Origin of the sequence: Saccharopolyspora hirsuta, assembly GCF_008630535.1 — a bacterium.
Lineage (GTDB): Bacteria > Actinomycetota > Actinomycetes > Mycobacteriales > Pseudonocardiaceae > Saccharopolyspora > Saccharopolyspora hirsuta.
This window is the reverse complement of the sequence record NZ_VWPH01000003.1, coordinates 249,364-272,338: the sequence shown is the minus strand read 5'-3', so window position 1 is coordinate 272,338 and position 22,975 is coordinate 249,364. Positions and strand designations below refer to the sequence as shown.

Sequence of the window (22,975 nt, the reverse complement as noted above, 5' to 3'; positions counted from 1 at the left end):
CCTCCTCCCCGGAGACGGACATGAAAGCCGGATGAGAGGTTTTTCATCTGCGCCCGATCGACACCCTCCGCCCCCGGAACGCGACGCGGCGCAACGGGTTCGGACGTATCGCCGCGGAGCGCCGATCCGGGCGATAGCCTGCGGTACGTGTCGAAGGACCCGAAGGACGAGCGGCTGATCGAGTGGACCGGGGAGCGGTGCGTGCCGTGGACCGATGACGTCCAAGTCATCTACGAGCACTACCACCGCTACGCGCTGGCCGCCCGGTTCGCGCGCGGCAAGCGGGTGCTCGACCTCGCCTGCGGCGAGGGCTACGGCACCGCGCTGCTGGCCGCCGAAGGCGCCGAGGTGGTGGGCGTGGACGTCGACGCCGACACCGTCGAGCACGCGCAGCGCAAGTACGGCGGCCGCGACATCAGCTTCCAGGTCGGCTCGATCACCGACCCCGACCTGCTCGCCGACGCCAAGCCCTTCGACGTGATCGTCTGCTTCGAGGCCATCGAGCACGTCGAGGACCACGACGCGGTGCTGCAGCTGGTCAAGTCCCGACTCGCGCAGGGCGGCCTGTTCCTCAGCAGCACCCCGGACACCGCGGTCTACTCGCACGAGCACGGCAACGAGAACCCGTACCACGTCAAGGAGCTCACCGCCGACCAGTACGAAACCCTGCTGGAGGGCGCGTTCCGGCACGTGGCGGTGCTCAAGCAGAACGTGACCGTCGGCTCGCTGGTCACCCCCGCCGACCCCGGCGACCCGGACACCGCGATCGAAGGCGTCCGGCTGCAGACCATCGCCCCCGGCGCGGACGGCTGGACCGTCCAGCAGGGCGTCCCGCACACCTACCTGCTGGGCGTCGCCTCCGACAAGCACCTGCCGAAGCTGCCCGCCGCGGCCGTGCTCACCGACGCCGAGCTCACCCTCGCCCGCCGCGGCAACGCGGACGTGGCGCCGATCATCGAGCAGCGCGACGCCGCGGTCGCCGACGTCGCCAAGCTCAACGAGCTCTACCAGCGCAGCCGCGGCGAAACCGACGAGCTCAAGAACGCGATCGCGCGGCTCGAAGAGCTGCGCAAGAGCGAGGAGCAGCGCGCCGACCAGGGAGTTCGCGAGCAGGCGAAGCTGCGAGCCGAACTCGACCGCCTCGGCGGCGAGCTGCGCGAGCGCCAGCAGAGCGCGGAGCGCGACGCGGCGCGCATCGAGTGGCTGCGCGACACCGTCGCGCGGCTCGAAGGACGCGTAGCGGACGCCGAGCGGCAGGCGGCGGAGCTCAGCGCGGCGAACGCCGAGCTGGCGGCGCAGAACTCCGCGCTGGTGCAGCGCGCGGTGACGAAGTACCGCAAGGTCGTGGAGCGGGTGGCGCCGCGGGGGACCGCGCGGCGCGACGCCTACGAGATCGTGCTCGGGCGCAAGCCGGGGATCCCGCAGGTCGAGGAGGTCGTGGAGACCGGTCCGCTGTCGGTGCCGCGCAGCGACCAGCCGCTGGTCAGCGTGATCGTGCCGGTGCACGGCAAGTGGCCCTACACCCGGCAGTGCCTGCGGTTCCTCGGCGGGCACGTGGTCTCCGTGCCGTTCGAGGTGATCGTCGTCGACGACGCGTCCCCGGACGACAGCGCCGAGAAGCTCGCCGCCTGCGAGGGCGTGCGGCTGGTGCGCGCCGAGCGCAACCTCGGGTTCATCGGCGCCTGCAACCTCGGCGCCGAGCACGCCCGCGGCGAGTACCTGTTCTTCCTGAACAACGACGCCGAGGTCACCGAGTCCTGGCTGGACATCTTGATGGACACCATGCGCTCCGACGAGCGCATCGGGCTGGTCGGCGCCAAGCTCGTCTACCCGGACGGTCGGCTGCAGGAGGCGGGCGGCATCGTCTGGTCCGACGGCACCGGCTGGAACTACGGCCGCAACACCGACCCCGGCGGCGCCGAGTTCAACGTGGTCCGCGACGTCGACTACTGCTCCGGGGCCGCGATCCTGGTCCGCAACGACGTGTTCCAGCAGGTCGGCGGCTTCGACACGCGCTACGCCCCGGCCTACTACGAGGACACCGACCTGGCCTTCGCGGTCCGCGCCGCCGGGTACCGGACCGTGGTGCAGCCGAAGGCGGTCGTGGTGCACCACGAGGGCGTGTCCAACGGCACCGACCTCAGCACCGGGGTGAAGAAGCACCAGGAGATCAACCGCCGGGCGTTCGTCGAGAAGTGGGCGGACACGCTCGCCGCCGAGCACCTGCCGGAGGCCTCGCCGCGCAACCTGTGGCTGGCCCGCCACCGCGGCACCCGCGGCCACCACGGGCCGATCGTGCTGGTCAAGGACCACCAGGTGCCGCGCCCGGACTTCGACTCCGGTTCGGTGCGGATCCGCCGCGTGCTGGAGCAGTTCGTCGAGCTGGGCTGCCGGGTGGTGTTCTTCCCGGCCAACCACGCGCCGCTGGAGCCCTACACCACGGAGCTCCAGCAGCTCGGCGTCACCGTCCTGCCCGCGCCGGAGCTGCAGCAGGCGTTCCTGCACGAGGCGGGTTCGGAGATCTCGCTGGCGCTGCTGTCCCGCCCGCAGGTCGCCTGGAGCCTGGTGGAGGAGCTGCGCACCTGCGCGCCGCAGGCGGTGATCGCCTACGACACCGTCGACGTGCACTTCCTCCGCCTGGAGCGGCAGGCCGAGGTCGCCGAGCAGCAGGGCGACGCGGACAAGGCGGAAGCGCTGCGCCGCAAGGCCTTCGCGTCCCGGCAGATGGAGCTCGGCCTGACCAGGGCCTGCGACGTCACGCTGGTGGTGTCGGAGGCGGAGCAGGCGCTGCTGCGCGAGCTCGTCCCCGAGGCCGACGTCCGCGTGCTGTCCAACGTGCACGAGGTGGACTGGAGTCCGGCGCAGCCGAGCGGCCGCTCGGGCGTCCTGTTCGTCGGCAGCTTCGACCACCCGCCGAACGTCGACGCGGCGCGCTGGGCGGCCCGCGAGATCATGCCGCTGGTGCGCGAGAAGTGCCCGGACGCGGTGCTGCACGTGATCGGGAGCAACCCGACCGACGAGGTGCGCGCGCTGGCCGGACCCGGCGTCGAGGTGCACGGATGGGTCGCGGAGCTGGACCCGCACTACGCGCGGAGCCGCGTGACGCTGGCGCCGCTGCGGTTCGGCGCGGGCGTCAAGGGCAAGGTCGGCGAGAGCTTGAGCCTCGGGGTGCCGGTGGTCGGCACGTCGGTGGCGGTCGAGGGCATGCACCTGGAGAACGGTCGGCAGGTGCTGGTCGCCGACGACGCGGCGGGCCTGGCCGACGCGGTGGTCCGCCTGCTCACCGACGACGAGGACTGGCAGCGCCTGGCGGAGGCGGGCAAGTCCGGCATCGCTGCCCAGTTCGGCCCGGACGTCTCCCGCGCAACCCTGCGAGAGCTCCTCAAGACCGCCGACCACGAGGCCTGACGGCCGAGGGCGTCGCGAGTGCGCAGACCGGCTCCAGCCGGTTTGTCCACTCACGACCAGAACGGCCCGTCCACCTCGGCAAGCGAGGTGAACGGGCCGTTTCGCCGGGCTCCGTCAGCTGCGGACGGTCGGCGGGGTGTGGGCGAGCTGCTGCTCGAGCACCGTCTTGAACTTCTGCTCGGCCTGGTCACCGCTGGAGTCGATGATCACCACCCAGCCGTGCGCCACGTAGGCGGTGCGGAAGGTGCTGCCGGTGGAGACCACCTCCACGCCCTTGTACGAGAGGTCCTCGTCCACGGCCAGGCCCTGCTGCGCGTCGAGGTACTTCTCCACCACGGTCTTGGCCGCGTCCTGGCTCGGCATGCGCAGCGCGAGCAGCGTGACCTGCGGCGGGCCGTCGGTCTTGGTGAACCAGCCGTCGGTCAGGCCGTTCTGGATCGCGGTGTCCAGCACCGCCTGCGGCTGCAGCACGCCGGACTTGTGCCCCTGCAGCGCCGGGAGGTCCAGCGGGCCGTTCCACGGGTGCGGCGGGCCGTCCACGCCGACCAGCACGTCCTGCGGGTTGGCCGGAGGGGTCGGGTTGGCCGCGGGCGGCTCGGGCAGTTCCTTGGTGGTCGGGGGCGGCGGGGCCTGCTCGGTGGGCGTCGGGTCGGCGGTGGTGGTCGTGTCGTCGCCGCCGCTGGTCAAGTAGAAGATCAGCGCGACGATCAGGCCGACCACCAGCACACCGCCGATGGACAGCCCGGCGATCAGCTTGCCCTTGCCGGACTTGCCCGCGCTGTCGAAGACCTCCGGGCCCTGCCGCATCCAGGCCGCGTCGCCGTGCTCCGGCTGCCCGCCGGGCAGGTCGTCACCCCACGGGGTGCCGGTGCTCTCCACCGCGCCCCAGCCCTGCTGCGGGCCCCACTGCGGCTGCTGCGGCGGCTGGGCCGCGGGCCACTGCTGCTGCGCCTGGCTGAGGTTGACGACCTGGGTGCTCTCGGAGTCACCGGGAGGCTGCGGCGCACCCGCGACCGGGTTCGGCACGACCTGCGTGGCCTCGCCCCCGGCGTTGGCCTGCTGCTGTTGCTGGGCCTGCTGCGCCCCCTGCGCAGCGGCGTCCCCCCAGCTGAAGGCGGGCGGGAACGGGTTGGGCTGCTGCTGCGGCGTTCCCCCGGCCGGGGTTCCCGGGTGCTGCTGCGGAACGCCCCCGGACGGGGTACCGGGGTGCTGCTGCGGGAACCCGCCGGAAGAAGGTCCGGTTTGCCCACCTTGCGCGCGGCCGAGCACGGCGTCCCGTCGCTGGCGGTACTCCTCGGCGGAAATCCGTCCCGCCGCGAGTTCGGCGTCGAGATTCTGCAGCTCGTCTTGCCAGGTCACCGATGCGCCCTTTCCCGGAATTGAACAGCGAACGCCCCCACATGCGATCGATCGCCATTCTGGCACCCGTTCGGCGGGGCGGGGGGCACCGGCCGGATAACGATCCGGCTCCCGGTCTGGTCGTCGCGGGCCACCAGCAGGTAATGGGTCCCCAACCGCCGCGCCCCCAGCTAGGCTACGCAGCGTTGACTTCACTGGTGGGGACTTTGACTTGATGGGGTGATCTGGGTGGGTGATGCGCGGGTCGTGCACACCCGTCCGGAGTTGTTCGCCGATCCGGCCCACGGCTTCGCCTGGATCCGGATGATCGGCGCGGTGCTGGTCATCTACGGTCACAGCTCGCCGCTGGCCGGCACCGGGGTGCTGTTCTCGGAGGACTGGGCGCTGCAGCCCGACGAGGGGGTCCTGATGGGCTTCTTCGCGATGAGCGGCTTCCAGATCACGGAGAGTTGGCTCCGCGATCCGCACCCGGGCCGGTTCGCGGCGAAGCGGGTCCTGCGCCTCTGGCCGCCGATGCTCACCGTGACGTTGGCCATGGCGCTGGTCATCGGCCCGATGGTCACCACCCTGCCCGTCGGCGAGTACTTCGCCGCGCAAGGCACCTGGGGCTACATCGTCAACAACGCGGGGTTGCTCACCCTCCAGCACGAGCTGCCCGGCGTGTTCGAGGACAACCCGTGGCCGAACGCGGTGAACGGCTCGCTGTGGACGCTGCCGATGGAGCTGCTCGCCTACGCGGGCCTGTTCGTGCTCCTGCTGCTGGGCGCGGGCCGCGACAAGTACCGCTGGCTGGCGGTGGTGGCGCTGGTCGCGCTGGTCATCTGGGACCGGCACCTGGAGCAGGCCCCCGGCCCGGAGTCGGCGGGGTCGCTGCTCAGCGTCCCGGTCGAGTCGCTGGTGGCGTTCCTGGTCGCGTTCGCCTTCGGCGTGGTGCTGAACCTCTACCGGATCCCGCTGTCGCCGCTGGCCGCGGTCGCCGGGATCGTGGTGCTGGCGCTGATGCCCAACAGCATCGCGGCCTCGTTCCTGATGGCGTTCGTGGTCAGCTACGCGGTGGTGCTGGCCGGGCACTGCTGGCCGGCGAAGCTGACCGTCCCGGGCGTGTGGGTCAACGGCAGCTACGGCGTGTACGTGTGGGGCTTCCCGATCCAGCAGCTGCTGGCCATGGCCGGGATCGGCAACCAGTGGCTGATGCTGATCTGCGCGGCGCCGCTGGCGTACGTGGCGGGCACGCTGTCGTGGAAGTTCGTCGAGGACCCCACGATGAAGCTGCGGCACTACCTCACCCCGGCACCGAAGAAGAAGGACGAGCCCGAGGAGCCGGACGAGGAGCTCGCCGAGGACGAGGCGGACGAGGAGCCCACCGGGCGCGGAGGCGCGCCGGAGGCGACCACGAAGGTGACCGCGGTCGGTCGCCCGGGCCGCCCCCGCACCCCGCCCGAGGGGACCCCGGTGCCTCCCGGTCGCCGGGACCAGGACCCGCCGCTCCCGAGCGCCGAGGCGGACGTCGAACGGCCTCGCCGGGTCAGGCCGGTCGGCGACGTGCGACCGGCGGACGCCGACGCGCCGCGGCCCCCGGCCGGGGACGTCGACCCCAGGCCGGGCCGACCCCCCAGGAGGCGCGCGGCCCCCGCGCCGAACCGGGCGGCCGGACCGGTCCGCCCGCTCCGCGATCCGGCGGACGCCGATCCGCGCAACGCCGCCCCCGGGCCGACCGGTGACCGGCCGATCAACGGCGCGCCCCAGAACCGCGTCCCCAGGCCGAACGGGATCGCCCGGCCACCCGGCGACCTCCCGCCCAACGGCTCGGTGCCGGGGCGCCCCCAGCGCCCGGTCGACGGTCCGCCGCGCCGCCGCGCGGCCCCGGTCCAGGAGGAGTCGGCGCTGGCCAAGCGCCTGACCGGCGACGTGGATCCCCGCCAGACCCCGCCGGGCCGACCCCGCCCGCCGGTCCGCCGCGGCGGCGGTCGCCACGCGCGCCCGGAGCCGCCGCCGGGCCCGGACGAGGAGACCCGACCCCATCCCAAGCACCAGGACCGCCGCTGATCGGGGCGTACCCTCAAGGACATGGCGCTCTTCGGTGACAGGACGAGGTTGATCGACCAGGCGTCGGCCCTGCCGGGCCGGGAGACCCCGCTGCCGGTGGCGGAGTTCCACGCGGTCCACACGGATCGCCGGATCGTGCCGCCGTTCCCGGAGGGCTGTGCCACGGCGGTCGTGGGCATGGGCTGCTTCTGGGGCGCGGAGCGCGTCTTCTGGCGCACCGAGGGGGTGTGGACCACGGCGGTCGGTTACGCGGGCGGCTACACCCCGAACCCGACCTACGAGGAGGTCTGCTCCGGCCTCACCGGCCACGCCGAGGTCGTCCTGGTGGTCTTCGACCCGTCGGTGATCACCTATTCCCAGGTCCTGAAGGTCTTCTGGGAGAACCACGACCCGACCCAGGGCATGCGCCAGGGCAACGACATCGGCACCCAGTACCGCTCGGCGATCTACTTCACCGACGACACCCAGCGGGCCGAGGCCGAAGCCAGCCGAGACCTCTTCCAGAAGGCCCTGCACGAGGCGAACCGGGGCGACATCACCACGGAAATCGCCCCGCTCCAAGCCTTCTACTACGCGGAGACCTACCACCAGCAGTACCTGAGCGACGCCAAGAACCCCAACGGCTACTGCGGCCTCGGAGGCACCGGGGTCTCCTGCCCGATCGGCACCGGAGTCACCACCGACAGCTGACCCCGGTCAGCCCGGGTGGCCTGCGGTGGTCAGGAGCTCTTCGGTGATCCTGCGGGCGATGGGTTCGAGGTCCGCGGTGGGTTTGGTGGCGCTGTAGCGGACTTCGATCGTCATGTTGGCCCTGGCCGCGACGAGTTGGACGTCTCGCGGGCTGCGGATCAGGACCGCTCGGGCGTCCAGGCCCGGTACCTCGGCCGCGCCCGGTTCCAGCGCCAGGTAGTCCAGGTACTGGTCGACGTAGGCGGTGTCCGGGCGGGCTTCGCGGTTGAACTCGAGGGCCAGCTCGACGTGCAGGCGGGTCTTGCGCGCGCTGTGCACCGGGCCTTCGGTCCGCCACTGGCACTTCGAGCTGTGGCGCTGGCCGTCGACGCCGTGGTGCTGTTCGTGGATCTCCGCCCGGCGCGGTTCGAACGCCTTCCGGAGCGACTCCGGGGAAACCGACTCGCAGGCGTTCGGCAGGCCCGTGTAGCCGGGCACCGCTGTCGGCACGGGCAGGATCCAACCGGCCACCAGGAGTCCGAGGCCGACGGCGAGCACGGACAGGCCGACGCCGAGCGCCCGCCGCACCCGCGAGCGAGTGGCACCGGACATGCAGCTCCTCCCCGCGGCTCGTTCTTCGCCGGGGGAGCCTATCGGCCGAGCCCGCCGTCCGGAGCCGGTCGGCGGAGTTGAGGTCGTGAGCGGCGATGGTCGCCCCACCGGCCATCAACGCTCACGACAATCATTCGAACCATTTCGTCGCTCGAATTTCCTTCGCGTGCGCAGAACTATTCGGGACGAGCCATTTCAAGATCGTCGATTTGCGAGACCTGGGGATGACGATTCCCGCGCGGACGTGCGAAGTGCCGCGCCCGGCACGAATCGAGCGCGGCACTTGAATCGCAGGCTCAGCCGTTGGAGCCCTGAGCGCTCTCGCCCTGGGCGTAGCTCTGCGCCCAACCGTCGCCTTCGACGACGCTGTGGGACGACCCGCCCTGCGCGTGCCCGCCCTGCCCGCCGTGCCCGAAGTCGCCGGACCGCGCGGAAGTGCCGGTCGTGCTGGACTGGGTGGAAGAAGTGGTGGTGCTGGAGGTGGTGAAGCTGCCCCACCCGCCCTGCCAGCGCTGGACCTCCTGGTTGGTGGTCTGCCAGCCCCAGGACTGCGAACCCGGCTGGTCCTGCTGCTCCCCGACGGCATTGGCAACCCCGCTGCCCAAGATCCCGAGAGCCCCGACGGCCAGCACACCAACAACAACCCGACGCATGAAAAACCCTCCAAGGAGAACGAGAACAAGACCCCCAGAGAAGATCACACCCAGATAACTACCGCACCCCGCAAAACCCAAAAGCCAAAGAAGTTCCCAACATCGAGCGACCCCGCCAAACAACAACCAAAACCCCACCAACCCAAAAGTGCCAACCCAGAACCCACCCCAGCGAACCCACCGATGCGAGGGACCGCATGAGAAGCCGCCACAGGTGCGAAGGCACTAGATGCGAAGGCGGTCCTGATGGTGCTGGTCGGCAACCCAGGTCGGGTACGCCACCCATCGCAAGGAGCACTCGAGAAGCAACCCCCGCCCCGTGGGGGGCTTGGGGGGTTCGAACCCCCCAAAGAAATGGCGAAGGAGCCGAGGCCAACGCGAAAGCGTGGCACACGGCTCCCAGCTCCGAGCGGATGACGGGACTCGAACCCGCGACCCTCACCTTGGCAAGGTGATGCGCTACCAGCTGCGCTACATCCGCATCTTCATCGCCCCGGTGGGCTGTTGGTGACTACTTTAGCCCATGCTTCGCGGGCCGTTCACCGGGGGGTCCTCATCGGGTGGGCGGGGCGGTCGCGCGGGTGGGGGTGATGCGCAGCAGCACGCGGTTCTCGGCCCGCATGGCCTGGCGATATGCCGCCCAGTCCGGGTGTTCGCCGGAGATGCTCCGGTAGTACTCCTCCAGCAGCGGCAGGGCGTCGGGGAGCTCCACGATCTCCACGTCGCCGTCGAGCTGGATCCAGCGGCCGAAGAACTCGTCGGGCAGGACGCAGAGCCACGCGTGTGGGTGGCGGCGCAGGTTGCGGACTTTGGCGGAGCCAGCGACAGTGCTGACGGTGATGTGCCCGGCGCTGTCCGCGGTGGCCAGCACCGGCGTCATCTGGGGGGTTCCGTCGGCTCGCAGCGTGCTGAGCACAGCGCGGTGCTGGTGGCCGATCGCTTCGCGTGCTTCGTCGAGATCCATCGCGACCTCCTGGTGCCGCCGTGATCCGGGACGTCCACGGTAGCGATTCCGACCGGCGGCTGAGGGGTTTCGCCGGTCGGCTCGGCTGGGGGAGGAACGTTGGGGTCGAGCGAGGGTGCGGTGCGGTCGTCGGACGACGCGGTGCTGCTGGCGCGGTTGCGGGACGGCGACGATTCCGCTTTCGGGGAGCTGTACCGCAGGCACGCGCCGATGGTGCGGCGCTTCGCGTTGAGCATGCAGCGGTCGGGGATCGACGTCGACGACGTGGTGGCCGAGGTGTTCTTGCGCGTGCTGCGCGCGGTCCGGTCCGGCCGCGGGCCTCGGGACGCGGTCCGCACGTACTTGTTCACGGCGGTCCGGCGGGTGCTGGCGGAGTGGGCGGCCGCGCGGCGGGACGAACCGATGACCTCCGACGAGCTGGGTGAGCACGTGCCCCGGCAGGGCGATCACCAGGTGGCGCAGGCGGAGCGCGAGCTGCTGGCCCGGGCGTTCCTGCGGTTGCCAGCGCGGTGGCGCGAGGTGTTGTGGCGCACCGAGGTGGAGGGGCACCGGCCGTCCAGCATCGCTCGCCAGCTGGGGCTGACGCCGAACGCCACGGCGGTGCTCGCGCACCGGGCCCGGCGCGGGTTGCGTGAGGCGTATCACCAGGCGTCGGACCTGCCGGTCGGGCGGGCGAGGTGCTTGCGCCGGGCCTGAGGGTTGGCCGGGGTGCCGGACATGATCGACAATGGGCCCGTTCGGGGACGACTATCACCCGTCGGGCCCATGACGCGCGCGGTACCGTTGCTTCACGCTCGGTTAGCGCCGGGGTTCGAGTGGCGAAGCGATGTTGGTGAGGCGACCAGCCCGGGTGGGCGGGGAGGCGACGATGAACCGGGTGGTGCGGGGCTCCGACGGCCGCGAGTGGACCATCAAGGCGAACCTGGAGTGGTCCAACCCGATCGCGGCGGAGGAGTTCGAGCACGACGTCAACGGAGGTGCCGGGCCCGCCGTGGTGATGGGCGCGGTGCTGCTGTTCCTGGTTGTGATGTTCGCGGTCTGGACGCCCGACGAGGTGTACGTGCCGCCGTGGCTGATCCTGCTGCTGATCGTGGCGGTGCTGTTCTTCCCGGTCCGCTGGGTGCTGCACCGGCCGTGGACGGTCACCGCGGCCACCCCGGGCGACCACGAGGAGAATCCGCCGGAGACCTGGGTCGGCGTGGTCCGCGGCTTCTACGACGTCCGCAAGGAGGTCTCGGAGGTGGCCCGCCACATCGAGCTCTACGCCGAGCCGGACATGAACGGCAGCCTCCAGCCGGTGGAGTGATCTCGGCTCGGTGAGCGCTTCGGGGTGTCATGGCGCCCCAAAACGCTCGCGGACATCGCACACTGGGGCCGTGCCGGAACTCCCTGAGGTCGAAGCGTTGGCCCAGCACCTGCGCGACAACGCCGTGGGCCGGGTCGTCGCCCGGGTCGACGTCGCGTCGATGAGCGTGCTGAAGACGGCGAGCCCGCCGTGGACCGAGCTGCACGGCCGCACCGTCACCGCGGCGTCGCGGCGCGGCAAGTACCTGGACCTGGACTGCGACGGCCTGCACCTGGTCTGCCACCTGGCGCGGGCCGGGTGGTTGCGCTGGTCGGACGAGCTGTCGCCGACCCCGCCGAAGCCCGGCCGGGGGCCGATCGCGCTGCGGGTGCACCTGGGCGGCGTCGGGTTCGACCTGACCGAGGCCGGGACCCAGAAGAAGCTGGCGGTGTGGGTGGTCGCCGATCCGGCCGAGGTGCCGGGCATCGCGAAGCTCGGGCCGGACGCGCTGGGCCTGGACGTCGACGGCTTGGCCGCGATCCTGTCCGGGCGCACCGAGCGGATCAAGACGCTGCTCACGGATCAGTCCGCGCTGGCCGGGATCGGCAACGCCTACTCCGACGAGATCCTGCACGCCGCGAAGCTCTCGCCGTTCGCCACCGCGGGCAAGCTCGACGCCGACGCGGTGGCCCGGTTGCACGCGAGCACGCAGGAGATCCTGCAGGACGCGGTGCAGCGCTCGCTGAAGCAGGACGCCGCGCGGTTGAAGGCCGAGAAGCGTTCCGGGCTGCGGGTGCACGGGCGGACCGGGCTGCCGTGCCCGGTGTGCGGCGACCTGGTCCGGGAGGTGTCCTACGCGGACCGGTCGATGCAGTACTGCCCCACCTGCCAGACCGGGGGCAAACCGCTGGCGGACCGACGGCTCTCCCGGCTGCTGAAGTAGTTGTCCACAGGTTGTGGATGAATTCGGCGGTTGTGCACAGCCGAATAGCCGCTGGTGGAGCCGGTCCATACCGCTGAACGGAAGAGTAAGGTACCGCTTACCGATGGAAAGCGTGCACTGAGCGTAGCTGTCTTGATTCCTGGTGTGCGCGTCGGGCAGATTGATGTTGTGGCGGAGTTGTTGACTGAGCGGACGGTGCTGACCACGCTCGCGGCCCTCGCCGTGCTCGGCATGTTCGTCCTGCTGTGCCGGGCGCGTCGGGTGAGCACCTCGGTGGAGGACGCGACGCTGGCGGCGTTGCACCGCGTGACCAGCGCGGCTCCGCACCTGCGCGCCGGCCTGACGCCTGCCTCGGCGGACAAGGCCGCGCCGCACCTGCGGGAGCTGCTGGCCTGCGTCGCGGTCGGCATCGTCGACGCGGACGGGACGCTGCTGAGCTGGGACGGCGAGGCGAACCACCACTACGCCGACCTGCGCACCAAGATCGAGCAGGTGCTGCGCACCGGCAAGCGCGAGTTCCTCGACCACGGCGACGTGACCTGCGAGCACCGGCCGTGCCCGATGCGGCACGCCGTCGTGGTGCCGCTGGAGGTGGAGGACGAGACCCGCGGTGCGCTGGCGGTGATCTCCGGCGGCGACCGCAAGCGCCTGCTGCGGGCGGCTGCCGAGGTCGCCAACCACGTCTCGACCCAGCTGGAGCTCGCCGAGCTGCAGGAGTCCAAGGAGCGGCTGGCGCAGGCCGAGGTCCGCGCGCTGCGGGCGCAGATCTCGCCGCACTTCATCTACAACGCGCTGAACACCATCGGCTCGCTGATCCGCACCGACCCGGAGCACGCGCGGGACCTGCTGCAGGAGTTCGCCGACTTCACCCGCTACTCGTTCCGCACCAGCGGCCTCTACACCACGCTGGCCGACGAGATCCGCAACATCGACCGCTACCTGACCCTGGAGAGCGCCCGGTTCGGCCCGGACCGGCTGAAGGTGCAGCTCAAGATCGCGCCGGAGGTGCTGCCGGTGGTGGTGCCGTTCCTGGCGCTGCAACCGCTGGTGGAGAACGCGGTCCGGCACGGCCTGGCGAACAAGCCGGGCGGCGGCACCGTGTCGGTGACCGCCGAGGACAACGGGACCGAGGCGCTGATCAGCGTGGACGACGACGGCATCGGGATGGACCCGGAGCGCCTCGACGCGGAGCTGGCCAACGCGCACCTGACCGGCGCGCACGTCGGCCTGGGCAACATCAACAACCGGATGCGGGCCACCTTCGGCAACGACTACGGCTTGGTCGTGGAGACCGAGCAGAACGCGGGCATGAAGGTCATCATGCGGGTGCCGAAGTTCGCCCCGGGCGTGCGGCCGGTGCCGCCGCCGGCCTTCGACGAATCGGGCATCGGGTTGGCGGCCGGGCCCGCGGTGAGCCGGTAACGTCGGGGTATGACCGAGAAGGCGCCGCAGAAGTTCACCGACCTGTTGTCCGGCAAGTTGTCCGCGAAGCTGCCGGGCAAGCTCGCCGAGCGAGCGGAGCGCGGACCGGTGGTGGCGGTCGTGAAGCTGCACGGCGTCATCACCTCGACGCCCTCGCCGATGAGCAGGCCGACGATCTCGACCCAGACCGCGGAGGCCGCGCTGACCCGCGCGTTCGGCCACGACCGGCTCAGCGGTGTGGTGCTGTCGGTCAACTCGCCGGGTGGCGCGCCGACCCAGTCCGCGCTGGTCGCGGACCGGATCCGCGAGCTGGCCGCGGAGAAGGACGTGCCAGTGCTGGCCTACTGCGAGGACGTCGCGGCGTCCGGCGGGTACTGGCTGGCCTGCGCGGCCGACGAGATCTACGCGCACCCGACGTCGATCGTGGGGTCGGTCGGGGTGGTCAGCGCGAGCTTCGGGCTCACCGGGCTGATGGAGAAGCTCGGCGTGGAGCGCCGGGTGCATACCGCGGGCGAGCACAAGGTGCGGCTGGACCCGTTCTTCCCGGAGAAGGAGGAGGACGTCGAGTGGCTGCGCGGCCTGCAGGGCGAGCTGCACGAGCAGTTCCGGGACTGGGTGCGCAAGCGGCGCGGCAGCAAGCTCAACGGCACCGACGACGACCTGTTCTCCGGCGAGGTGTGGACCGGGGCGAAGGCGGCGGAGCTCGGCCTGGTGGACGGCGTCGGCTCGCTGCGGGAGATCGTGAAGGAGAAGTTCCCGGACGCCCACCTGCACACCGTCGAGCAGCGGAAGCCGCTGTTGGCGCGCCTCGGCATGTCCTCGTCGATCCGCCTCGGCGGCTCCCCGGCGGACGCGGTCCTGTCCACTGTGGAGGCCCTGGAGCACCGCGCGATGTGGAACCGCTTCGGGCTCTGAAGAGAGGTTCCAGGTGGAAGTGTGATTTCGGAACGTGATCGACCGCAGTTTCAACTGAGACTGCGGTCGTTTTCGGTTCCGGTGTGCGGACCGTGATCAAGGCGGTTGCGCTGCGTCGACGGCCGCATTGAGGCCGTCACTCGTTCGGCGGCAGCTGTTGGGCTGAACGGGCGAAGAACCGTTGCGCCGAGGGGGGATTTTCGTGGTAAGCCCCCTGAAGACCGCCGCGCTCCGTTAGCAATTAGCTTTGTTGGCAAGGCGTGACTGGACTCGCTCGGGGGCGAGTGGGATTCGACGGCAGGATATGGCGTGCAGTGAGTACACGAGAGAACCCCGCGGGACTCGTCGTTCTGGCCGTTGACGACGAGATGGCCGGGCTGGACGAGATGAAGTACCTGCTCGGCAACAACCCGAGGGTCGGGCGGGTGCTGACGGCCTTCGACGCCGCCGAGGCGCTGCGCCTGCTCCGCAGCGACGACCCCGACCTGTTCGGCCAGCGCGACCCGGACGAGTCCATTGTGGACGCGGTGTTCGCGGACGTGTCGATGCCGGGGCTCAGCGGGATGGAGCTGGCGCGGGTGCTCACCGCGTTCCGCAACCCGCCTGCCCTGGTGTTCATCACCGGGCACGAGGAGAACGCCCTCGAGGCCTTCGAGGTCGGCGCGCTGGACTACATCATGAAACCGGCGAACGCGGAGCGGATCGACCGCGCGCTGCGCACGATCGAGAAGAACAAGCAGCAGGCGGCCAAGGGGCCCCGCGCGCTGGAAGCCCCGGCGCAGGACGACGAAGAGGTGATCCCGGTCGAGCTGGCCGGCACCACCCGGATGATCCCGCGCAAGGACGTGCGGTGGGTCGAGGCGCAGGGCGACTACGCCCGGCTGCACACCACCGACGGCTCGCACCTGGTGCGAATCCCCTTGGCGCAGCTGGAGGAGCGCTGGGCCGAGGCCGGTTTCCTGCGCATCCACCGCTCCTTCCTGGTGTCGTTGTCGCTGGTCACCGAGCTGCGGATGTCCTCGTCCGGGTACTCGGTGGTGCTCGGCGGCGGACAGCCCAAGGAACTCCCGGTCAGCAGGCGGCACACCCGCGAGCTCAAGGACCGCCTGGTCCGGGCGCCGCGGCAGAACTGGGGGCAGCAGTGATCCGCGGTTCGGCCCGATGAGCCCCGAGGGCTTCGACGTCCGCGGACGGCTCGGTGAGGCCGCGCCCCGGCCGCGCCGCAAGCGCGTGGTGCTCGCCGACCGCCGCCGGACCCGCCAGGTCGCCCGCACCATGATGGAGCTGGAGGAGCAGAACAGCGTCGGCGAGGTGCTGGTCACCAGCCTGGTGAAGGCGCAGCTGCGCACCGCCCTGCTGCTGACGGGCGTCGTGGTGGCGGTGCTGTTCGGCTTCCCGGTGCTGTTCTGGGCGGTGCCGTCGGCCGGCGACGTCGAGGTGCTCGGGATCCGGTTGCCGTGGCTGCTGCTCGGCGTTCTGATCTACCCGTTCTTCGTGCTGATCGGGTACTTCTGCACCCGCCGGGCGGAGCGGCACGAGCGGGATTTCCTCGACATGGTCGAGAGGTGACAGCATGATCGGCGAAACCCACCCCGAGTAGACGGCACGGTGCGATGGCCTCGAATCCCTGGTCCCTGGTCGGCGTTGCGCTGATCGTCGCGGCGATCTTCGCCGTCGGGCTCTGGGGATCCCGGTCGGCGCGCACCACGTCGGACTTCTCCGCCGCGCGGCGGGAGGTCCGCGAGGAGCACAACGCCGCGGCGATCTCCGGCGAGTACCTGTCGGCCGCGTCGTTCCTTGGCGTCGCCGGTCTGGTGCTGAAGGACGGCGTGGACGCGCTGTGGTACCCGATCGGCTTCGCGGCCGGGTACCTGGCGCTGATGCTGTTCGTCGCCGCGCCGATGCGCCGCTCGGGCGCCTACACGCTGCCGGACTTCGCCGAGGCCCGGCTGGACTCGCTGCGGCTGCGCTCGCTGTGCACCGTGCTCGTGGTGCTGATCGGCTGGTTGTACCTGGTGCCGCAGCTGCAGGGCGCCGGGATGACGTTGGCCACGATCGTCGGTTTCCCGCACTGGGCCGGGATCTTCGTCGTCGCGGCGATCGTGCTGGTCATCGTGGCCAGCGGGGTGCTGCGCGCGGTCACCCTGGTGCAGGCGTTCCAGTACTGGGTGAAGCTGTTCGCGATCACGGTGCCCGCCTTCGCGCTGTTCATCGTGTTCCTGGGCGGTGCGCAGCGGCAGGCGCTGGACGCGCCGGTGCCGCCGGTCTTCCCGCGCGACACCGCGGTCAGCATCGACACCGACGTGCGGTTGACCGTGCGCGAACCGGTGTGGCTGGCCGACCGGGACGGCTCGGTCTACCTGCCGCCGGGCGAGCACGCCCTGCCCGCGGGCAGCGAGCTGCGGTTCCCGGCCGGGGCGGCGGTGCCGGTGGTGTCGGACGCCGAACCGGACAACGCCACCTGGTTGCGGCCGCAGCACGACGGGGCGGTCGGGCTGCTCGAGACGTACTCGGTGCTCGTCGCGACGTTCCTGGGCACCATGGGCCTGCCGCACGTGCTGGCCCGCTTCTACACCAATTCGAGCGGGACCGCGGCCCGCCGCACCACGCTGTACGTGGTGGCGATGCTCGGGGCCTTCTACCTGTTCCCGACGGTCTTCGGGCTGCTGTCCCGGATGTACTCGCCGCAGCTGCTGGTCACCGGCGAGACCGATGCGGCGGTCCTGATGCTGCCGAACGAGATGCTCGGGAACTGGGTCGGCGGGCTGCTCGCGGCGATCACCGCGGCCGGGGCGTTCGCCGCGTTCCTGTCCACCTCGTCGGGGCTGGTGGTGAGCCTGGCCGGGGTGCTGTCCTCGCGGGACGTGCTGCGCGGGCGCGCGGTCGACTTCCGGGTGCTGGCCGCGCTCGCGTGCCTGGTGCCCGCGCTGCTGGCGCTGCTGGCGGACAGCCACGACATCGCGCGCAGCGTGGGGCTGGCGTTCGCGATGGCCGCTTCGACGTTCTGCCCGGTGCTGGTGCTCGGGATCTGGTGGCGCGGGCTCACCGCCGCGGGCGCGGCCAGCGGCATGGTGGTCGGCGGCAGCCTGGTGCTGATCGCCTCGCTGCTGTCGTACTTCGTGGGCCGCGCGGAGACCTGGTGGGCGACGTTGATCGGGCAGCCCGCGCTGGTCACGGTGCCGATCGCGTTCGCGGTCGCGGTGGTGGTCAGCCGGGCCACCTGGTCGCGGGTGCCCCCCGGGGTGGGGCGCGTGATGCTGCGGCTGCACGCCCCGGACCGGCTGGGGTTCTTGGACGAGAAGCTGGTCGCGGGGGCCGTCGAGCCGCCGGAGGCCGGCGGTCGGCACCAGCGCTGAGCGTGATCATCTGGCGGATTGTTTAGTCCATTCGCCGGATTTTCGCCCGCGATTCGGTCACCTTGCGTAATAGAATGTCTAAACCAATCGAAAACAATAGTCCGAACGGGTGAAATCACGGCATTGTGCTGCGGTTTCCTGACTGCACTTGGCCTTCATCAACTTCACTCGATCGTTAGCTTGTGTACTCCCTCCGGGTCTTCACAGTGGTGGGGCGAACTACGTAGCGTTCCCGCGTTGAAAGCGATTCAGGCTCGCGTCCCGGTGCACCCCGGGCGGGGCCTTTTTCTTCTGGGAGGGACCCCGTGAGCACCACGGACCAAGTCGGGTCCGGGTCCGGTATCGACGCCGAAACCTGGGCAGCTGCGCAAAGCAGCCCCGAATTCACCGCATTGCGGCGCAAACTGCGCAACTTCGTCTTCCCGGTCTCGGCGCTGTTCCTGGCCTGGTACCTGGTTTACGTGCTGCTCGCCGACTACGCGCACGGCTTCATGAGCATCAAGCTGGTCGGCAACATCAACATCGGCCTCGTGCTGGGCCTGCTGCAGTTCGTGTCCACCTTCGCCATCACCACCTGGTACGTCCGCTACGCCAACCGCAACCTCGACCCGGTGGCGGAGGGAATCCGCGAATCCCTCGAATCGGGCGCGGAGGCGAAGACGTCCGAGAAGGACGCGGACGCGCCGGAGTCCGAGAAGGGTGACGCCGAGAAGGCTGAAACCCCGGAGGACGACGCCGAGAAGGGCGATTCCGAGAAGGACGACGCCCCGGCGGAGGAGAAGGACGAACCCGCTGCGGACGCCGAAGGAGGCCAGCAGAAGTGATCGCCGCACTGTCCCCACTGGCCCAGGGCGAGACCGCGAACAACAGCGCGCTCAACATCGGCATCTTCGCGCTGTTCGTCGTGGTCACCATGGTCGTGGTCTTCCGGGCCAGCCGGAACACCAAGACCGCCGCCGACTACTACGCGGGCGGCCGCGCCTTCACCGGCCCGCAGAACGGCATCGCCATCGCCGGCGACTACCTGTCCGCCGCGTCCTTCCTCGGCATCGCCGGGGCGATCGCGGTCTACGGCTACGACGGCTTCCTGTACTCGATCGGCTTCCTGGTGGCCTGGCTGGTGGCGCTGCTGCTGGTCGCTGAGCTGCTGCGGAACACCGGCAAGTACACGATGGGCGACGTGCTCAGCTTCCGGATGAAGGAACGTCCGGTGCGCACCGCCGCGTCGCTGTCCACCCTGGCCGTGACGTTCTTCTACCTGCTCGCCCAGATGGCCGGTGCCGGCGGTCTGGTGGCGCTGCTGCTGGGCATCTCCAGCAAGACCGGGCAGGCCCTGGTCATCGCCGTGGTCGGCGCGCTGATGATCGTGTACGTGCTGGTCGGCGGCATGAAGGGCACCACCTGGGTGCAGATCATCAAGGCCGCGCTGCTGATCGCGGGCGCCTTCGTGATGACCGTGTGGGTGCTGGCCATGTACGGCTTCAACCTGTCCGGGCTGCTCGGCCACGCCGCCGAGGTCGCCGGGCCGTCCGTGCTCGACCCCGGTGCCCAGTACGGCAAGACCGGGACCAGCAAGCTGGACTTCGTCTCGCTCGGCATCGCCCTGGTGCTCGGCACCGCCGGTCTGCCGCACGTGCTGATGCGCTTCTACACCGTGCCCACCGCCAAGGAGGCCCGCCGCTCGGTGGTCTGGGCGATCTGGCTGATCGGCCTGTTCTACCTGTTCACGCTGGTCCTGGGTTACGGCGCGGGGGCGCTGGTGGGGCCGGACGCGATCAAGGAGGCGCCGGGCGGGGTGAACTCGGCCGCGCCGCTGCTGGCGCTGGAGATCGGCGGCCCGCTGCTGCTGGGCTTCATCGCCGCGGTCGCCTTCGCCACCATCCTGGCCGTGGTCGCGGGTCTGACGATCACCGCGTCCGCCTCGTTCGCGCACGACATCTACGCGAACGTGCTCAAGAAGGGCAAGGTCGACGACAAGAACCAGGAGGTCAAGGTCGCCCGGATCACCGCGGTGGTGATCGGCGTCGTGTCCATCCTGGGCGGCATCGCGGCCAACGGCCAGAACGTGGCGTTCCTGGTGGCGCTGGCGTTCGCGGTGGCGGCCTCGGCGAACCTGCCGACGCTGCTGTACTCGCTGTTCTGGAAGCGGTTCAACACCACCGGTGCGCTGTGGAGCATCTACGGCGGTCTGGCGGTCACGATCGTGCTGATCGTGTTCTCGCCCGCCGTCTCCGGCAGCAAGGACGCGATGTTCCCGTCCCTGGACTTCGCGCTGTTCCCGCTGAAGAACCCGGGTCTGATCTCGATCCCGGTGTCCTTCCTGCTCGGCTACCTCGGCACCGTCCTGAGCAAGGACAAGACCAACGAGGCCAAGTACGCCGAGATGGAGGTCCGCTCCCTCACCGGAGCAGGAGCGGAGAAGGCGATCTCGCACTGATCGTTCGCTTCGGGAGAGCGCCCGTCCGGTCTCGCGCCGGGCGGGCGCTCCGCTGTTCAGGTGGGGACGAGTTCGGTTTCGGCCGCCGTGAAGTGCACTTCCCACATGTCGTCGTCGGCGCGCTGCGGCTCGACGCGGGTGATCAGGGCCTGCACGCGGGGGTCGGTCATCCGGACGAAGCCGGTGAAGCGGGGCAGTCCGCCCTCGTCCGGAACTTCGGCCAGATGCCCCCATTCGCCGCCGTTCGGCCAGCGGAGCACGACTAGACGAGACACGGGAACCCCTTTCGGTCGGATCTGAATCGAGCAAGCGAACCTTCGCACGCGATGATCTTGCTTCGCCAATTTCGAGGGCAAGACCGCCTGAAAGCGTGAACAACCACGAAACGGTCTCGCGTCTTTCCTGGTCAGGGCGGTTCTGCCGGTTCGCTGGTGCCACTTCTCGAGGTTTCCCGGCCCGGACGGCTCCGATGCCTCGTGTCGCTCGTACGCCGAGCTGCAGTCCCACGGCCAGGCGACGTGGCAGCTCGGGTGCCCCGCGCCCGGCGCGGGCGGATCCGCCGGACGGGTCTCACGCGGGCACCACGTCCGGCGTGGCAGCATTCGGGGCGTGACTACTCCAGTTCCCGGTCATCAGGTTCCCGGCGTGCAGCCGGAGGAGGTCCCCGCCGAGCTGCCCGAGGGCAGCGTGCTGCTGGACGTTCGGGAGGCCAACGAGTGGGAGGCCGGGCACGCGCCGCAGGCCGTGCACCTCCCGATGAGCGAGCTCGTGCAGCGGCTCGACGAGATCCCCGAGGCGGACCAGATCTACGTGATCTGCCGGTCCGGCGGCCGATCGGCGAAGGTCACCGCGTACCTCAACGCCAACGGTTGGGACGCGGTCAACGTCGAGCGCGGCATGAACGGCTGGGCGGCCATCAACCGGCCGATGGTGGCCGACGACGGCGAGCCGTACGTGCTGTGACCCCCGGACCTCGGCAGCAGCGCCCGGCGCAGTGGGTCGCCACGCCGCCCGGCGGCCTGCGCCGCCCGAAGGCGCGCAAGCAGCCGCGCCGCTACACCGGCCCGCCCGCCTACCCGGCGGTGCCGCGCTGGGGCTTCCCGATGCTGGCGTGGCGCTGGCCGCTCGCGCTCCCCGCGCACCAGCACGTCAACGCCGAGGCGCGCGCGGAAGCGACGGCCGGGACGGCGGTGGTGACGCTGTGGATCACCGCGGGCGTCGCCGGGCTGGCGACCCTGGCCGAGGGCTGGCGCTACGTCCTGCTGCTGATGAGCCGGGACGGGGCGCTGGCGCGCGCACCGCTGGCGGTGTCCGACGCGCTGGTCACCACCACCGGGTTCCTGCTGTGGGTGCTGGGCGTGCTGAGCGGGGTGCTGGTCGTGCTCTGGGGCCTGCGGGCCCGTGCCGCGGCCGCCGAGCGGATCGGGGTGCGCAACGCCCGCCCCGACTGGCAGGTGGTCGTCGGGGTGCTGGTGCCGGGGTTGAACCTGTTCGTGCCCGGCTCGGCGGTGGCCGAGCTGGAGCACGCGGTGCTGGTCGCCGAAGGTGACCGCGAGCGCGGCGCGCGGCCGTTCCCGACGTTGCGCGTCCGGGCGTGGTGGGCGACCTGGGTGGCGACGCTGCTCGTCGGCTGGTTCACGATCCTCTGGGGATTCCGGGGCACCGTCCAGGCGCTCGCCGACGGGGTCGTCCTGCACACCCTGAACGACGCGCTCGTCACGCTCCTGGCGGTGCTCACCGCGCTGCTGATCAAGTACGTGATGCGCCTGCTGGTCGAACCGGATCCGACCGAGCTCCACCACCTCCAGGTCCGAGCGGTCCGCGCGAGCCCGCCGGTCCCGCGCGCCGAACGCCCGACCACGGCCGCGCGCTGATCCCTCCGAGCGACGTCTCGGCAGCTCATCGCCCGCGAGCACTTTCTGGTGCCATAGCCCCGCAACGTGCTCACGGGCCCTGATCAGGCAAAACGATCTCGCCGGGCGGTGGGCGCCGCGCGTTGCGTCACAGATGCCGGAAGTGGATCTGGACGACCCGGATAATCGATCGCGTGTGGCAGCCGACTCCCGACGTCGTTGCGCACCGGGGAGCGTCGGCCCACCGCGCCGAGCACACCCGCGGTGCCTACGAACTGGCCCTCGAACAGGGCGCCGACGCACTCGAATGCGACATCCGGGTCAGCCGGGACGGGCACCTGGTGTGCGTGCACGACCGGCGCATCGACCGGACCTCCAGCGCCCGGGGCGTGGTCAGCGAGCTGACCCTCGCCGGGATGTCCGATGTGGACTTCGGCGGCTGGCAGCGCGAACTGCCGGGCTCCGCCGACGACCTGGTGGACTGGACCCGCCCCGAACCGGAGCGCGGCGTGCTGACCCTCGACGAGCTCCTCGGCCTCCTCCACGACCACCCGCGACCGGTGCGGCTGTTCGTCGAGACCAAGCACCCGGTGCGCTACGGCGGGCTGGTGGAGCACAAGCTCGTCGCGCTGCTCGCGCGGCACGGCCTGGCCGCGCCGACCGACCCGGAGCACTCGCCGGTGCTGATGATGTCATTCTCCCAGTCCGCCGTCCGCCGGTTCCGCGCCGCGGCCCCGCGCGTGCCGACGGTGCTGCTGTTCGACCGGTTCCGCAGCTCCTGGCGCAACGGCGTGCTGCCGCCGTGGGCCGACATCGCCGGACCCGGGATCGACCTGCTCCGCGAGGACCCCGGCTTCGTCGCCCGCGCCGCGGCGCTCGGCCGCGACACCTACTGCTGGACCGTCGACGACCCGGCGGACGTCGATCTCTGCGACCGCTCCGGGGTGCGGTACCTGGCCACCAACTCGCCCGCCGCGACCCGCTCCCACCTGGCTGATTCGGACATCCCGCGGTTCGGTAGCGTCACGGCGACGTAACCGCGAGCGAGGGGAT

Annotated in this window: 20 protein-coding genes, 1 tRNA gene and 1 pseudogene; 16 read left to right on the top strand and 6 right to left on the bottom strand. The window is 70.9% G+C overall.

Annotation, left to right across the window (positions count from 1 at the left end; all coding sequences use genetic code 11):
- Positions 1-147: 147 nt before the first annotated feature.
- A complete protein-coding gene (locus F1721_RS07450) occupies positions 148-3,408 on the top strand; it encodes a glycosyltransferase (protein WP_150065815.1) in 3,261 nt (1,086 codons plus the stop codon).
- A 114-nt stretch (positions 3,409-3,522) separates the two neighbouring features.
- On the opposite strand, the gene F1721_RS07445 is transcribed toward F1721_RS07450, so the two are convergent.
- On the bottom strand, positions 3,523-4,767 hold the full coding sequence (locus F1721_RS07445; RefSeq protein WP_150065814.1) for a hypothetical protein: 1,245 nt from the start codon (positions 4,765-4,767) through the stop codon (positions 3,523-3,525).
- 228 nt (positions 4,768-4,995) lie between these two features.
- On the opposite strand from F1721_RS07445, the gene F1721_RS07440 reads away from it, so the two are divergent.
- Complete coding sequence (locus F1721_RS07440) at positions 4,996-6,813, top strand: acyltransferase family protein (RefSeq protein WP_246154425.1); 1,818 nt, start codon at positions 4,996-4,998, stop codon at positions 6,811-6,813.
- Between the two features lie 21 nt (positions 6,814-6,834).
- Positions 6,835-7,503: a peptide-methionine (S)-S-oxide reductase MsrA gene (gene msrA, locus F1721_RS07435; protein ID WP_150065812.1), complete on the top strand. Its 669-nt coding sequence runs from the start codon at positions 6,835-6,837 to the stop codon at positions 7,501-7,503.
- A gap of 6 nt (positions 7,504-7,509) precedes the next feature.
- Here the strand turns inward: msrA and F1721_RS07430 are convergent, their stop codons facing one another.
- The 4 genes from F1721_RS07430 to F1721_RS07415 form a co-directional block, all read right to left on the bottom strand.
- Positions 7,510-8,094, bottom strand: a complete 585-nt coding sequence (locus tag F1721_RS07430) for a hypothetical protein (RefSeq protein WP_150065811.1) — start codon at positions 8,092-8,094, stop codon at positions 7,510-7,512.
- Positions 8,095-8,390: 296 nt separating this feature from the next.
- The gene (locus F1721_RS07425) at positions 8,391-8,747 is read right to left on the bottom strand and encodes a hypothetical protein (RefSeq protein ID WP_150065810.1); all 357 of its coding nucleotides are present in this window, start codon (positions 8,745-8,747) and stop codon (positions 8,391-8,393) included.
- A 408-nt stretch (positions 8,748-9,155) separates the two neighbouring features.
- Positions 9,156-9,228: transfer RNA gene (locus tag F1721_RS07420), tRNA-Gly, on the bottom strand.
- 72 nt (positions 9,229-9,300) lie between these two features.
- Positions 9,301-9,711 carry a PPOX class F420-dependent oxidoreductase gene (locus F1721_RS07415; protein WP_150065809.1) on the bottom strand — a complete coding sequence of 137 codons (411 nt, stop codon included), beginning with the start codon at positions 9,709-9,711 and terminating at the stop codon, positions 9,301-9,303.
- A 99-nt stretch (positions 9,712-9,810) separates the two neighbouring features.
- On the opposite strand from F1721_RS07415, the gene F1721_RS07410 reads away from it, so the two are divergent.
- From F1721_RS07410 to F1721_RS07365, 10 genes and pseudogenes are all read left to right on the top strand, one after another.
- On the top strand, positions 9,811-10,407 hold the full coding sequence (locus tag F1721_RS07410; protein ID WP_150065808.1) for an RNA polymerase sigma factor: 597 nt from the start codon (positions 9,811-9,813) through the stop codon (positions 10,405-10,407).
- A 172-nt stretch (positions 10,408-10,579) separates the two neighbouring features.
- Positions 10,580-11,017 (top strand): DUF983 domain-containing protein, encoded by a 438-nt coding sequence (locus tag F1721_RS07405; protein ID WP_170301390.1) that lies wholly within the window; start codon positions 10,580-10,582, stop codon positions 11,015-11,017.
- A gap of 70 nt (positions 11,018-11,087) precedes the next feature.
- A complete protein-coding gene (locus F1721_RS07400) occupies positions 11,088-11,939 on the top strand; it encodes an Fpg/Nei family DNA glycosylase (RefSeq protein ID WP_150065807.1) in 852 nt (283 codons plus the stop codon).
- A gap of 168 nt (positions 11,940-12,107) precedes the next feature.
- A complete protein-coding gene (locus F1721_RS07395) occupies positions 12,108-13,361 on the top strand; it encodes a GAF domain-containing sensor histidine kinase (RefSeq protein ID WP_150065806.1) in 1,254 nt (417 codons plus the stop codon).
- Positions 13,362-13,370: 9 nt separating this feature from the next.
- Positions 13,371-14,276, top strand: coding sequence for a S49 family peptidase (locus tag F1721_RS07390; protein WP_150065805.1), 906 nt, complete (start codon positions 13,371-13,373; stop codon positions 14,274-14,276).
- Between the two features lie 314 nt (positions 14,277-14,590).
- Positions 14,591-15,421 carry a LytR/AlgR family response regulator transcription factor gene (locus F1721_RS07385; RefSeq protein WP_150065804.1) on the top strand — a complete coding sequence of 277 codons (831 nt, stop codon included), beginning with the start codon at positions 14,591-14,593 and terminating at the stop codon, positions 15,419-15,421.
- 16 nt (positions 15,422-15,437) lie between these two features.
- Entirely contained in the window at positions 15,438-15,845 is a 408-nt protein-coding gene (locus F1721_RS07380) for a DUF485 domain-containing protein (RefSeq protein WP_150065803.1), read from the top strand.
- 44 nt (positions 15,846-15,889) lie between these two features.
- Complete coding sequence (locus F1721_RS07375; RefSeq protein ID WP_150065802.1) at positions 15,890-17,632, top strand: sodium/solute symporter; 1,743 nt, start codon at positions 15,890-15,892, stop codon at positions 17,630-17,632.
- Between the two features lie 305 nt (positions 17,633-17,937).
- Positions 17,938-18,282 (top strand): annotated as a pseudogene (locus F1721_RS34925) (DUF485 domain-containing protein); the annotation flags it as partial.
- Between the two features lie 182 nt (positions 18,283-18,464).
- Positions 18,465-20,069: a solute symporter family protein gene (locus F1721_RS07365; protein WP_211840381.1), complete on the top strand. Its 1,605-nt coding sequence runs from the start codon at positions 18,465-18,467 to the stop codon at positions 20,067-20,069.
- Between the two features lie 56 nt (positions 20,070-20,125).
- Here the strand turns inward: F1721_RS07365 and F1721_RS07360 are convergent, their stop codons facing one another.
- Positions 20,126-20,344, bottom strand: a complete 219-nt coding sequence (locus F1721_RS07360; RefSeq protein WP_150065800.1) for a hypothetical protein — start codon at positions 20,342-20,344, stop codon at positions 20,126-20,128.
- 334 nt (positions 20,345-20,678) lie between these two features.
- Between F1721_RS07360 and F1721_RS07355 the strand changes: the two genes are divergently transcribed.
- The 3 genes from F1721_RS07355 to F1721_RS07345 all read left to right on the top strand — a co-directional run bounded on the left by F1721_RS07355 (position 20,679) and on the right by F1721_RS07345 (position 22,959).
- The gene (locus F1721_RS07355) at positions 20,679-21,032 is read left to right on the top strand and encodes a rhodanese-like domain-containing protein (protein ID WP_387510564.1); all 354 of its coding nucleotides are present in this window, start codon (positions 20,679-20,681) and stop codon (positions 21,030-21,032) included.
- On the top strand, positions 21,029-21,943 hold the full coding sequence (locus F1721_RS07350) for a DUF4328 domain-containing protein (protein WP_150065799.1): 915 nt from the start codon (positions 21,029-21,031) through the stop codon (positions 21,941-21,943). The genes F1721_RS07355 and F1721_RS07350 overlap by 4 nt, the downstream gene beginning before the upstream one ends.
- A 173-nt stretch (positions 21,944-22,116) precedes the next feature.
- Positions 22,117-22,959: a glycerophosphodiester phosphodiesterase gene (locus F1721_RS07345; RefSeq protein WP_150065798.1), complete on the top strand. Its 843-nt coding sequence runs from the start codon at positions 22,117-22,119 to the stop codon at positions 22,957-22,959.
- The last annotated feature ends 16 nt before the right edge of the window (positions 22,960-22,975 follow it).

Excerpts from the sequence above, each read along its gene's own strand:
- msrA (WP_150065812.1), top strand. The coding sequence starts at position 6,835 with ATGGCGCTCTTCGGTGACAGGACGAGGTTGATCGACCAGGCGTCGGCC.
- F1721_RS07430 (WP_150065811.1), bottom strand. The coding sequence starts at position 8,094 with ATGTCCGGTGCCACTCGCTCGCGGGTGCGGCGGGCGCTCGGCGTCGGC.
- F1721_RS07425 (WP_150065810.1), bottom strand. The coding sequence starts at position 8,747 with ATGCGTCGGGTTGTTGTTGGTGTGCTGGCCGTCGGGGCTCTCGGGATC.
- F1721_RS07415 (WP_150065809.1), bottom strand. The coding sequence starts at position 9,711 with ATGGATCTCGACGAAGCACGCGAAGCGATCGGCCACCAGCACCGCGCT.
- F1721_RS07405 (WP_170301390.1), top strand. The coding sequence starts at position 10,580 with ATGAACCGGGTGGTGCGGGGCTCCGACGGCCGCGAGTGGACCATCAAG.
- F1721_RS07390 (WP_150065805.1), top strand. The coding sequence starts at position 13,371 with ATGACCGAGAAGGCGCCGCAGAAGTTCACCGACCTGTTGTCCGGCAAG.
- F1721_RS07380 (WP_150065803.1), top strand. The coding sequence starts at position 15,438 with ATGAGCCCCGAGGGCTTCGACGTCCGCGGACGGCTCGGTGAGGCCGCG.
- F1721_RS07375 (WP_150065802.1), top strand. The coding sequence starts at position 15,890 with ATGGCCTCGAATCCCTGGTCCCTGGTCGGCGTTGCGCTGATCGTCGCG.